This window comes from Pseudonocardia oceani, from assembly GCF_019263585.2.
Lineage (GTDB): Bacteria > Actinomycetota > Actinomycetes > Mycobacteriales > Pseudonocardiaceae > Pseudonocardia > Pseudonocardia oceani.
On the sequence record NZ_JADQDF010000001.1, the window covers coordinates 4171778 to 4183713 of the forward strand.

At 73.7% G+C, this 11936-nt stretch carries 11 protein-coding genes and 1 pseudogene; 5 read left to right on the forward strand and 7 right to left on the reverse strand.

The genetic code is table 11. The features are described from left to right. The first annotated feature begins 91 nt into the window (after positions 1-91). The gene (gene mftD / locus I4I82_RS20970) at positions 92-1288 is read left to right on the forward strand and encodes a pre-mycofactocin synthase MftD (RefSeq protein WP_218589810.1); all 1197 of its coding nucleotides are present in this window, start codon (positions 92-94) and stop codon (positions 1286-1288) included. A 51-nt stretch (positions 1289-1339) separates the two neighbouring features. Here the strand turns inward: mftD and I4I82_RS20975 are convergent, their stop codons facing one another. From I4I82_RS20975 to I4I82_RS20990, 4 genes are all read right to left on the reverse strand, one after another. Further along, positions 1340-2341 (reverse strand): TIGR03842 family LLM class F420-dependent oxidoreductase, encoded by a 1002-nt coding sequence (locus I4I82_RS20975; protein WP_218589816.1) that lies wholly within the window; start codon positions 2339-2341, stop codon positions 1340-1342. Positions 2342-2352: 11 nt separating this feature from the next. Continuing rightward, positions 2353-3738, reverse strand: coding sequence for a dihydropyrimidinase (gene hydA, locus I4I82_RS20980; RefSeq protein WP_218589809.1), 1386 nt, complete (start codon positions 3736-3738; stop codon positions 2353-2355). 76 nt (positions 3739-3814) lie between these two features. Then, positions 3815-5098, reverse strand: coding sequence for an aspartate aminotransferase family protein (locus tag I4I82_RS20985; RefSeq protein WP_218589808.1), 1284 nt, complete (start codon positions 5096-5098; stop codon positions 3815-3817). Continuing rightward, positions 5095-5940, reverse strand: a complete 846-nt coding sequence (locus I4I82_RS20990; RefSeq protein WP_218589807.1) for a nitrilase-related carbon-nitrogen hydrolase — start codon at positions 5938-5940, stop codon at positions 5095-5097. The genes I4I82_RS20985 and I4I82_RS20990 overlap by 4 nt, the downstream gene beginning before the upstream one ends. Positions 5941-6117: 177 nt before the next feature. Here I4I82_RS20990 and I4I82_RS20995 point away from each other — a divergent pair, with 177 nt between their 5' ends. Both I4I82_RS20995 and I4I82_RS21000 read left to right on the forward strand, forming a co-directional pair. After that, positions 6118-6969 (forward strand): LLM class flavin-dependent oxidoreductase, encoded by an 852-nt coding sequence (locus I4I82_RS20995; protein WP_218589806.1) that lies wholly within the window; start codon positions 6118-6120, stop codon positions 6967-6969. Between the two features lie 26 nt (positions 6970-6995). Further along, the gene (locus I4I82_RS21000; protein WP_218589805.1) at positions 6996-7205 is read left to right on the forward strand and encodes a hypothetical protein; all 210 of its coding nucleotides are present in this window, start codon (positions 6996-6998) and stop codon (positions 7203-7205) included. Between the two features lie 19 nt (positions 7206-7224). Here I4I82_RS21000 and I4I82_RS21005 read toward each other — a convergent pair whose 3' ends face one another. After that, positions 7225-7731 (reverse strand): hypothetical protein, encoded by a 507-nt coding sequence (locus I4I82_RS21005; protein WP_218589804.1) that lies wholly within the window; start codon positions 7729-7731, stop codon positions 7225-7227. Positions 7732-7962: 231 nt separating this feature from the next. Here I4I82_RS21005 and I4I82_RS21010 point away from each other — a divergent pair. Further along, positions 7963-8355 (forward strand): annotated as a pseudogene (locus tag I4I82_RS21010) (DedA family protein); the annotation flags it as partial. A 164-nt stretch (positions 8356-8519) separates the two neighbouring features. On the opposite strand, the gene I4I82_RS21015 reads toward I4I82_RS21010, so the two are convergent. Beyond that, positions 8520-10085, reverse strand: a complete 1566-nt coding sequence (locus I4I82_RS21015) for a molybdopterin-dependent oxidoreductase (RefSeq protein ID WP_218589803.1) — start codon at positions 10083-10085, stop codon at positions 8520-8522. Between the two features lie 107 nt (positions 10086-10192). Here I4I82_RS21015 and I4I82_RS21020 point away from each other — a divergent pair, with 107 nt between their 5' ends. Next, positions 10193-11014, forward strand: a complete 822-nt coding sequence (locus I4I82_RS21020; RefSeq protein ID WP_218589802.1) for an SAM-dependent methyltransferase — start codon at positions 10193-10195, stop codon at positions 11012-11014. Between the two features lie 19 nt (positions 11015-11033). On the opposite strand, the gene I4I82_RS21025 is transcribed toward I4I82_RS21020, so the two are convergent. Continuing rightward, the gene (locus I4I82_RS21025) at positions 11034-11921 is read right to left on the reverse strand and encodes a Sco1979 family transcriptional regulator (protein ID WP_226370169.1); all 888 of its coding nucleotides are present in this window, start codon (positions 11919-11921) and stop codon (positions 11034-11036) included. Between the last annotated feature and the right edge of the window lie 15 nt (positions 11922-11936).

The window sequence follows — 11936 nt, forward strand, 5'->3', positions numbered from 1 at the left end:
TCCGACGGGACTCGGAGGCCGGGAGGGGGCAGCGGGGTTAGGGTGCGACGAGGACTGACGGGCGCCCGGTGCGCCCGGCGAAGGAGCGGTGATGGCCAGCAGCAAGGAGTGGTTCGAGACGGTGGCGGAGGCGCAGCGCCGCGCGAAGAAGCGGCTGCCGCGCTCGGTCTACCTCGCGCTGGTCGCGGGTTCGGAGCAGGGGATCACCCTCGACGACAACGTCAAGGCGTTCTCCGAGATCGGCTTCCGCCCGCACATCGCGAACCTGCCGCAGGAGCGGGAGCAGTCGACGACGGTGATGGGGCAGGACGTGTCCCTCCCGGTGCTGATCTCGCCCACGGGCGTGCAGGCCGTCACCCCCGACGGGGAGGTCGGCGTCGCCCGCGCGGCCAACCAGGTCGGCACCGCGATGGGTCTGAGCTCGTTCGCGAGCAAGCCCGTCGAGGACGTCGTCGCGGCCAACCCGAAGACGTTCTTCCAGATGTACTGGGTCGGCTCACGCGACCGGATCCTGCAGCGCGCCGAGCGCGCGCGGAAGGCCGGGGCGAAGGGCCTGATCGTCACCCTCGACTGGACCTTCGCCACCCGCCGCGACTGGGGCAGCCCGCCCATCCCGGAGAAGATGGACCTCAAGGCGATCATGCAGTTCGCCCCCGAGGGCATCATGCGCCCGCGCTACGTGCTGGAGTGGGCCCGCAGCGGCGGCCTGCCCGACCTGACGACGCCGAACCTGGCCGCCCCCGGCGAGGACGCGCCCACGTTCTTCGGCGCCTACGGCGAGTGGATGGGCACCCCGCTGCCCACGTGGGACGACATCGCGTGGCTGCGCAACGAGTGGGACGGCCCGTTCGCGGTGAAGGGGATCATGCACCCCGACGACGCCAGGCGCGCCGTCGACGCCGGGGCCACCGCGATCTCGGTGTCCAACCACGGCGGCAACAACCTCGACGGCACGCCCGCCTCGATCCGGGCGCTGCCCGACATCGTCAAGGCGGTCGGCGGCCAGACCGAGGTGCTGCTCGACGGCGGCATCCGTCGCGGAGGCGACGTCGTCAAGGCGCTGGCGCTGGGCGCGAAGGCCGTGATGATCGGCCGCGCCTACCTGTGGGGCATGGCCGCCAACGGGGAGGCCGGGGTCGTCAACGTCCTGTCGATCCTGCGCAGCGGCATCGACGAGGCGCTGCTCGGGCTGGGCAGGTCGAGCATCCACGACCTCACGCCCGACGACCTGATCGTCCCGGAGGACTTCACCCGCGGCCACCGCGCCCGGGCGCTGGCCGCGCCCTGACCTGCGCAGCACGGACGGGGCGCCCGGTGATCCGGGCGCCCGTCGCGCGTTCTACAGCGCCGGGATCACCGACGCCCCGTACGCCGCGACCGTCTCGTCGACCGCATCGTGCATGGCGTACACCGCGAACTGGTCGACGCCGAGCCCGCGCAGCTCCGCGAGCCGCTCGAGCTGCGCACCGGGCGGGCCCAGCAGGCAGAAGCGGTCGACGACCTCGTCGGGCACGAAGCTCGTCGAGGTGTTGCCGGCGCGGCCGTGGTGGCTGTAGTCGTAGCCGTCGCGGTCCTTGATGTAGCCGGTGAGCGCGGCCGGCACCGCCGCCGACTCCGCCCCGTAGCGCGTCACGAGGTCGGCCACGTGGTTGCCGACCATGCCGCCGAACCAGCGGCACTGGTCGCGCGCGTGCGCGACGTCGTCGCCGACGTAGGCCGGCGCGGCCACGCAGATCGTGATCGACGCCGGGTCGCGGCCCGCCGCCTCCGCCGCCGCGCGCACCGTCTTCACCGTCCACTCGACGAGGTAGGGGTCGGCGAGCTGGAGGATGAAGCCGTCGGCGACGCGGCCGACGAGGTCGAGCGCCTTGGGCCCGTAGCCCGCCATCCACACCGGCAGTTCCGGGACGCCCTCGGCGACCCACGGGATCCGCACCTGCGTGCCGCCCATGTCGACCGCCCGGCCCGCGGCCAGCTCGCGGATGACGTGCATCGACTCCTCGAGCCGCGCCAGCGTCGTCGGCGGCCGCCCCTGCACGCGCACGGCGGAGTCGCCGCGCCCGATGCCGCAGATCGTCCGGTGCCCGAACTGCTCGTCGAGCGTGGCGTGCATCGAGGCCAGCACGGTCCAGTCGCGCGTGGCCGGGTTCGTCACCATCGGCCCGACGACCAGGTGCGACGTGCGCTCCAGGATCCGCGGGTAGAGGACGTAGGGCTCCTGCCAGAGCACGTGCGAGTCGAACGTCCAGCCGTGGCTGAACCCGAGGCCCTCCGCGCGCACCATCCGGTCGACGACGGCCTGCGCGGGCGGGTCGGTCTGCAGGACCAGCCCGACGTCCATCCCCGTCGCGCTCATCGGAGGTACTGGCAGGTGTCGCGGCGCAGGTACGCGCCGTCGCCGGGCCTGCCGTGGTACGCGCCCCCGTCGATCACGACGCGCCCGCGGGAGAGCACCGTGTCGACCTTCCCGGTGATCTCCTTGCCCTCGTAGGCGGAGTAGTCGACGGCCATGTGGTGCGTCGCGGACGAGAGGACCTGCTTCGCGGCCGGGTCGTAGAGGACGATGTCGGCGTCGGCCCCGGGCGCGATCGTGCCCTTGCGCGGATAGAGCCCGAACATGCGCGCGGGCGTGGCGCAGGCGATCTCGATCCAGCGCCGCCGCGAGATGTGGCCGTCGACGACGCCCTGGTGGAGCAGGTCCATCCGGTTCTCGACGCCCGGCAGACCGTTGGGGATCTTGGAGAAGTCGCCGATCCCCATCTCCTTCTGGCCGGTGAAGCAGAACGGACAGTGGTCGGTGGACACGACCGACAGATCGTCGGTGCGCAGCCCCCGCCACAGGTCGGCCTGGTGGTCCTTGGGGCGCAGCGGCGTCGAGCAGACGTACTTGGCGCCCTCGAAGCCCGGGCGCGCCAGGTCGTCGGTGGACAGGAACAGGTACTGCGGGCAGGTCTCGGCGAAGGCGTTGAAGCCCTCGTCGCGCGCCTTCGCGATCTCCGCGAGCGCCGAGCGGGCCGAGAGGTGCACGACGTAGAGCGGCGCGCCGGCGACCTGGGCCAGCTTGATCGCGCGGTGCGTCGCCTCGGTCTCCAGCAGCTCGCGGCGGACCTCGCCGTGCACCCGCGGGTCGGTCTCGCCGCGGGCCAGCGCCTGCTCCACGAGCACGTCGATGGCGATGCCGTTCTCGGCGTGCATCATCGTCAGCGCACCGGTCTCGGCGCCCTTCTGCATCGCGCGCAGGATCTTGCCGTCGTCGCTGTAGAAGACGCCGGGGTAGGCCATGAACAGCTTGAAGCTGGTGACGCCCTCGCCGACGAGCGCCTCCATCTCCTTGAGCGAGGAGTCGTTGACGTCGGCCAGGATCATGTGGAACGCGTAGTCGATCGCGCAGCGGCCCTCGGCCTTGGCGTGCCAGGCGTCGAGCCCCTCGCGCAGCGAGCCGCCGACCGACTGGATCGCGAAGTCGACGATCGTGGTCGTGCCACCCCAGGCCGCGGCGCGGGTGCCGGTCTCGAACGTGTCGGCCGCGTAGGTGCCGCCGAAGGGCATCTCCATGTGCGTGTGCGCGTCGACGCCCCCGGGGATGACGTACTTCCCGGTCGCGTCGAGGACGGTGTCGGCCGTCCAGGCCTGCCCGACGCCCAGCGCGACGACGGTGCCGTCCTCGACGAGGACGTCGACGGCCATCTCGTCCGACGCCGTGACGACGAGCCCGCCGGTGATCAGGGTGCGGCTCAACGGGGTCCTCCTGCAGGGGTCGTGAGTGGATACCGGTGCTGGAGCACTGGTTGCCACTCACGGGCGGCGAAGCCGCTCATGAGGCCTCCTCGATCGCGGCGAGCAGGGCCGCCAGGCCCTGCGCCGCCTCCTCGGCCGTCAGGGTCAGCGGCGGGGCGATGCGCAGCACGTTGCCGTGCAGCCCGCCCTTGCCCACCAGCAGTCCGCGCCGCTTGCAGCCCTCCAGCACCGCGCCGGCGAGCTCCGGGGCGGGGTCGCCGGGCGTCCCCGTGCCGGGGCGGACCAGCTCGACGCCGAGCATCAGCCCCTTGCCGCGCACGTCGCCGACGATGGGCGAGCCGAGCGCGCGCAGGCCCTCGAACAGCGCCGGGCCCTGCGCGGCCGCGTTGGCCTGCAGGTCGTTCTCGAGCAGGTAGCGCAGGTTGGCCAGCGCGCCCGCCGACGTCAGCGGCGAGCCGCCGAACGTCGAGATGTGGTTGGCGCCCAGCGAGTCCATGATCGCGGCGGGTGCGATCACCCCGCCCATCGACAGCCCGTTGCCGATGCCCTTGGCGAACGTCACCAGGTCCGGTGTGCCGCCCGACGCCTGCCAGCCCCAGAAGTGCTCGCCGGTGCGGCCCCAGCCGGTCTGCACCTCGTCGGAGATCCAGAGGATGCCCTTCTCGCGCAGCACCTCGGCGAACGCGCCCAGCAGGCCGTCGGGGCCGGAGGTGAACCCGCCGACGCCCTGCACCGGTTCGGCGATGAACGCCGCGACGTCACCGCCCGCCTGGTCGAGCACCTCGCGCAGGTCGGCCACGCAGGCCGCGATGTACTCGCCGTCGGACAGCCCCGCGAACGGCGAGCGGTACTGCTGCCCGCCGTGCACGTAGTAGGTCTGGAACGGCGAGAGCGACGTCGGGCTCCACGACCGGTTGCCGGTGATCGCGATCGTGGAGAACGAGCGCCCGTGGTTGCTGTTGCGCAGCGCCAGGATCTGGTTGCTCCGCCGCAGCGACGACGCCAGCAGCAGCGCCGCGTCGTTGGCCTCGGTGCCGCTCGGGGTGAGGAACACCTTCGCGTCCGGGATCTCGGAGACGGCCGCGATCTGCTCCGCCAGCTCCACCATCGGCCGGTTCAGGTACAGCGTGGAGCTGTGGACAATCTTCCCGGCCTGGTCGGCGACGGCCTTGGTCACCTCGGGCAGCGCGTGCGCCGTCATCGTGGTGAGGATGCCGCCGAAGAAGTCGAGGTAGCGGTTGCCGTCGGCGTCCCAGACGTGGCGGCCCTCGCCGCGCTCGAGCTCGATCGGCTCGTCGTAGTAGATCGCGAGCCACGACGGCAGCGCCGCCCGCGTCCGCTTCAGCAGCTCGGAGCTCATGACTCGACCAGCGGGCCGTAGGCGTCGGGGCGGCGGTCCCGGTAGAACGCCCACTGCTGCCGCACCTCGTCGATCAGGCCGAGGTCGAGGTCGCGGACGACGAGCTCCTCGTCGTTGCCGGAGGCGACGTCGCCGACGAACCGACCGCGCGGGTCGACGAAGTAGCTGGTGCCGTAGAAGTCGTTGTCGCCGTACTCCTCGACGCCGACGCGGTTGATCGCGGCGACGAAGTACTCGTTGGCGACGGCGGCCGCCGGCTGCTCCAGCTTCCACAGGTACGACGACAGGCCGCGGCTCGTGGCCGAGGGGTTGAACACGATCTGCGCCCCGGCCAGGCCCAGCGCGCGCCAGCCCTCGGGGAAGTGGCGGTCGTAGCAGATGTAGACGCCGATCCGGCCGACGGCGGTGTCGAAGATCGGCCACCCGAGGTTGCCCGGCCGGAAGTAGAACTTCTCCCAGAAGCCCTTGACCTGCGGGATGTGGTGCTTGCGGTACTTCCCGAGCACCGTGCCGTCGGCGTCGATCACCGCGGCGGTGTTGTAGTAGTGGCCCGCGTCCTCGATCTCGAAGACCGGGACGACGAGCACCATCCCCGTCTCGCGGGCCAGCTCCTGCATCCGCACGATCGTCGGCCCGTCGGGGACCGGTTCGGCCCAGCGGTAGTGCTCGGACTCCTGCACCTGGCAGAAGTACGGAGCGTTGAAGACCTCCTGGAAGCCCATCACCTGCGCGCCCTGCTCGGCGGCGGTGCGCGCGTAGGACTCGTGCACCTCGATCATGGAGGCGGTGTCCCCGGTCCACTTCGCCTGCAGGATGGCGGCCCGGACGATGCCGTCGGTCATGTGTCACGTCCCTCGTACTCGGCAGCGGCCCACTGTCGGACCGTGGGGGCGGTCCGCGCAAGGGGGTGGTCACTCTGACCCGCCGCCGGTGCGCCCGACAAGATCGGGCGCCGGGCCGTTACGCGTCGTTCACCGGCTGGTGTCGTCGCTGTACGTGGTCGACGGTAACGTTCCGTCATGCGGCTCGGATACCTCACGCACGTCGCCGGGGCGGACCCCGCGCAGGCCTACCGCGACACCGTCGCACTGGCCGTCGCGGCGGAGGAGTCGGGCTTCTCCACGTTCTGGGTCGCCCAGCACCACGACGGCCACCTCGACGGGCTGCTGCCCTCGCCGCTCGTGCTGCTCGCCGCGATCGCGCAGGCGACGTCGACGATCCGGCTCGGCACCGCCGTCGTCACCGCGGCCTGCGAGGACCCGCGCCGGCTCGCCGAGGACGCCGCCGTGCTCGACGTCCTGTGCGGCGGGCGCCTGGAGCTCGGCGTCGGCGCCGGGGCGGACGAGGCCGCGTCGGAGGCGTTCGGCCGCGACCACGCCCGCCGCCACGCCGACTGCGCCGACGCGGTGCGGGCGCTGCGCGGGCACCTCTCCCGCATCGTGCCCGCCGCCCCCGGTCTCGTTGGGCGGCTGTGGCAGGCCACCGGCACGGCCGACGGGATCGCCGACGCCGGGGCGCGGGGCCTCGGGCTGATCACCGGGCGCGCCGACGCCGCCCCGCACCTCGCCCGCTACTGGGCCCGCGCCGCGGGCGAGCCGCGCGTCGCGGCCGTCCGGGCCGTGGCGCCGGGGGAGCGGCCCGACGCGCTGCGGGAGCGCTGGCGAGCCGACCCGGTGCGCGAGTGGGCCACCGAGCTCGTCGTGCGGACCCAGCCCGCGGACGCGCCCGTCGCCACCCACCTCGCGACGGTCCGGGCGCTCGCCGCCGGGCGGGTCGACCCGGACCGCCCCACTCCCGTGGCTCCGCTGCTGCGGGTGCTGCAGGGCGGTTCCGCCGCCCGTCCCGGCCGCCTAGGCTTGATCGGATCGTGATCGTCCGACCACCGGGAGTGAGATCCATGCGCCACATCGTCACGTTCTGCGGCCAGTGCAACTGCGGCTGCCCGGAGCTGTTCGTCGACGACGCCGCGGCGCCGGAACAGCGCATCGTGATCACCGACGACTTCGGCCAGCGCATCCGGATGAGCGTCGGGCAGCTCTCCGACCTCGTCGACGACGTGCGCCGGGGCGTCCTCGACGAGGTGCTGACGGCGGCCCGCCAGGCGTGACCGGCCGGGCCGCGACGGATCAGGGTGCCTCGGCCCGCCCGCCCTCGGGGGTGACGGCGAACCACTTCTCGCCCTTGCCGTTGCCGTCGGTGGCGCCGGGGGCGGAGTCGGCGGCGTAGCGGTAGACCGGCCAGCCGCCGATCGTGAGCTGCACGCCGCCGTCCTCGCGGGTGATCGTGCCGACGGCGGCCTGGTCGATGCCGTCGACCGTCAGCGGCGTGCCGGGCTCGGCCAGCACCGGCGGCCAGGTCGTGGCGCAGTCGCCGGCGCAGTTCGACGCCGGGGGCTGTGCGGTGTCGTCGTCGAAGCGGTAGAGCGTCCAGCCCAGCCCGTCGATGACGACGGTGCCCAGCTGCGCGGTGCTGTTCGCGGTGAGGACGGTGCCGGCGGGCGGCGCGAGGGTCTCGGGCGCGGCCACCGGGGCGCTCGCGCCGTACCCGTCACCGCCACCGGACCCGCCGCAGGCCGTCAGGGCGATCGCGGTGATCGCGGTGGCGGCGGCGAGCGCCGGGGTGCTGCGGAACATGGGAGAACCTCCGTGGGGAGCGGATCGTCACCTCCCACACGGACGGCGGCGGCCCGCGGTTCATCCGGCGCCGCGGTTCAGCCCGGAGTCGGGGTCATCCCTGAGAGATCTACGACTTCCTCCCGATGTAACCGGGTGGCGCTGCGCGGCATCGTTCCTCCCGTGGACCTCTTGCGGCTCGTGACCGAGGCGGCGCTGGCGTCACCGTGGCTGCTCGCGGTGATCGTGGGGATGGCGGTCGTCGACGCCCTGCTGCCCGTGGTGCCCAGCGAGGCCCTGATCATCGCCGCCGGGGTGTCGGCGGTGACCGGGGAGCAGAACCTGCTCGCGGTGATCGCGGCGGCGGCGTTCGGCTCGTTCCTCGGCGAGTGCGCGGGCTACCTCATCGGGCGCGCCGTCGGCCCGGCCGTACGGGGCCGCTACGCCGCCCACGGCAGCCGGGCCGAGAACTACGACCGCGCCGCGCGGCTGCTGCACCGCCGCGGCGGCACCGTCCTGCTGACGGCCCGCTTCCTGCCGGCCGGGCGCACGGTGGCGACGCTCGCGGCCGGCGCCACCGGCTACCCGGCGTCGCGGTTCGTGGCCTTCACCGCGCCGGGGACCGTGCTGTCGGCGTCGTGGTCGGCGCTGCTGGGGTTCGTCGGCGGGGCGGCGTTCGCGCACGACACCGTGACCGCGCTGCTCGTCGGGTTCGGCTTCGCCACGGCCGTCGGGTTCGTGGTCGAGGGGGTGCGGCGGCTGCGGGTGCTGCTGCGCGACCGGGCGGCCGCGACTCGGGCCCGCACGGCTCAGGACGCCGTGAACACCACCGAGTGGTACCCGGTCGCGCCGTCGGGCAGCACGTCGGCGCGCTCCTCGGTCTGGGTCGTACCGTCGGCGTCGGTGGCCCGGACGGCCACGACATGGGAGCCGGGGGCGACGTCGACGCTGGTGCGCCACATGCGCCAGGTGCGTCCGCCGACCTCGGTGGCGAGCTCCGCGTCGGCCCACGGCCCGTCGTCGAGGCGGACCTCGACGCGGCTGATGCCCCGCGGCGGCGACCAGGCGATTCCGGCGACGGCGACGCGGCCGGCGGGCGCGCTGCCGTAGCCGCGGGGCGCGTCGATGCGCGACTGCGTCTTCACCGGCCCGCGCTCGCCCCACCCGCGCTGCAGCCAGTACGCCTGCTTCGCGCCGAACGTCGTGACCTCCAGGTCGGTGACCCACTTCGTCGCCGACACGTACCCGTAGAGCCCGGGCACGACCATCCGCACCGGGAAGCCGTGCTCGGGCGGCAGCGCCTCGCCGTTCATGCCGACGGCGAGCAGCGCGCCGCGGTCGGGCTCGAGCAGGACGTCGACGGGCGTGCCCGCGGTCCACAGGCCGTCGCTGCTGGTGGAGAGCACCTGGTCGGCGCCGGGGGCGATGCCGGCCTCCAGCAGGATCGCGCGCAGGTCGACCCCGACGAAGTCGGCCGTGGAGACGTACTCGCCGCCGACCTCGTTGGACACGCAGATCATCGTGATCGTGCGCTCGACCAGGGGGCGGGCGAGCAGGTCGTCGAAGGTGAGGACGAGCTCGCGCCCGACCATGCCGTGGATCCGCAGCGACCAGTCCGCCGCGGTCTGCGTGGGGATCCGCAGGGCGGTGTCGATGCGGTAGAAGTCGGCGTTCGACGTGCGGAACGTCGGTGTGCCCTGGTCGGGGAACGCGGCACCGGCGGGGATCGCGGGGGCGTGCTCGGCCCGCGGCAGCCCGCGCAGGGCGGCCGTCACCTCGTCGCGGGAGCCGCTGAGCCGCCCGCCGAGGAGCTGGCCCAGCCCGCCGGCGGCGAGGGAGCCGAACGCGGCGGCGCCGAACGCGGCGGCCGACACTCCCGTGAGCACGGTCCGGCGGTCGGGGCCCGCGGTCGCCGGACGCGGCTGCGCGAGGGCGTGCAGGCGGCGCAGCACCAGGATCCCGGCGCCCGCGGAGGCGGCCGGGGCGAGCAGGTCGACGGGGGTGAACGAGGGGGAGAGGGCGACGGCGGCGAACCCGAGCAGGCCCAGTGCCGTGATCGCCCGCACGCCCGGCTGCGGCCGCGCCCGCGACGCGAGACCGGCCCCCGCGGCGGCCGCGACGAGCACCACGGCCATGCCGGCGAGCAGCACCGGCTTGTCGGCCGTGCCGAACGCCGACTTCGCGAACTCCACGAGCCACTGCGGCGCCAGCGCGATCGCGCCGTTGCCCACGGCGAGGAACGGCGACGACGCCGGCGACACCAGCCCGGCGACGAGGTGCCCGGCCCCCAGCGCGGCCGCGACGGAGAGCACGCCGACCAGCGCGGACGTGCGGCGCGGCAGGAGCGGGGTGCGGGGGGCGGTCGTGGTGCTCACCCCCTCATCCTCCTCCCGCGCGACGCGTCCTCGGCCCGCCGCGTCTTACGGATCAGTGGCGATAGGCTGCGCCCGACAGGCACGACAGTGAGTGGGGAGTACGCCGGATGAGCGACGACAGGGGCCTCGACGACGCGCCCGCGATCCCGGACGTCGACCTGACCCGTCCGTCGATCGCCCGCGTCTACGACTACGTGCTCGGCGGCAAGGACCACTACGAGATCGACCGGCAGGTCTCCGCCGCCCTCTTCGGTGCGGTGCCCGAGACCAGCCAGCTCGCGCTGGACAACCGCAACCACCTGCGCCGCGCCGTCACCTGGCTGGTGCGCGAGGCCGGCATCCGGCAGATCGTCGACCTCGGCTCGGGCCTGCCGACCGTGGGCAACGTGCACGCGATCGCGCACGCCGTCGACCCCTCGGTGCGCGTCGTCTACGTCGACATCGACCCCATCGTGCTGGCGCACGGCCGCGCGCTGCTCGAGGACGACGACACCACCACCGTGATCCTCGGCGACGTCCGGGACATCGACGCGGTCTTCACCCACCCCTCGGTGGAGTCGCTGATCGACACCACGCAGCCGTTCGCGGTGCTCGCGGCCAGCATCCTGCACCACCTGTCCGACGACGAGGACCCGTACGCGGTGGCCGCGGCGATCACGGCGAAGCTCAGCCCGGGCAGCTACGCGCTGTTCAGCAACTTCCTCGACGACGACGAGCCGCGCGCGAAGGCGCTGGAGCGCGCGTTCCTCGAGGGCGGCCTGGGCACCGGCCGGTTCCGCACCTGGGCCGAGCAGCAGCGGTTCTTCGAGGGCCTGGAGCTGGTGGAGCCGGGCCTGACCTACGCCAACGACTGGCGCCCCGACGACCAGACCCCCACCGACAGCCCCACCCATACCCTCTACGCCGCGGGCGTGGGGCGGAAGGCGTAGCAGTCCGGAGCAGCGCCGGTCAGGAGTACAGGCGCTCGATCAGGTCCGTGAGGGCCTGGCGGGTGTCGCGCGGCGTGAGGGCCTGGACCACCAGACGCTCCCAGACGCCGAGGTAGTCCTCCACCTCGGAGCGCTTGTCGAGGTAGATCGCGCTGTTGAGCTGCTCGAGGTAGACCACGTCGGGCAGGTCGGTCTCGGCGAAGCGCAGGATCGAGAACGGGCCGCCCGCGGCGGGGTGGCTGCCCGCGGTGAACGGCAGCAGCTGGATCGTCACGTTCGGCCAGCGGCTGGCCTCGAGCAGGTGCTCGAGCTGCCCGCGCATGACGGCGGGGGAGCCGTAGGCCCGGCTGACGGCGGCCTCGTCGAGCACGGCCCACAGCTGCGGGGCGTCGGGCTGGCGGAGCATCTTCTGGCGCGCCATGCGCAGCTGCACGCGCTGGTCGACGTCGGCGGGCGGGGCGCCGCGGTGCCCGAGCAGGACGACGGTGCGCGCGTACTCCTCGGTCTGCAGCAGCCCGGGCACGAACTGGAGCTCGAACCCGCGGATGACCTGCGCGGCCTGCTCCAGGCGCAGGTACATCTCGAACCAGCTGGGCAGGACGTCGCTGTGCTGCTGCCACCAGCCGCGGGCGTTCGCCCGGGTGGCGAGGCCGCGGTAGCCCTCGCGCTCGGCCGGGTCGGTGACGCCGTAGAGGGTGAGCAGGTCGAGGACGTCGCGCTCCTTGCAGCCCACGCGTCCCAGCTCCAGGCGGCTGATCTTCGCGCTGGAGGCGCGGATCGCGTCGCCGGCGACCTCGCGGGTGATGCCGTGGGCCTCGCGCAGCCGGCGCAGCTGCGTTCCCAGCAGGATGCGCAGGACGGTGGGGCCGCCCTGGTCGGGTACGCCGGGTGGTGTCGCAGTGCTCACAGGTGCCCCCCCATC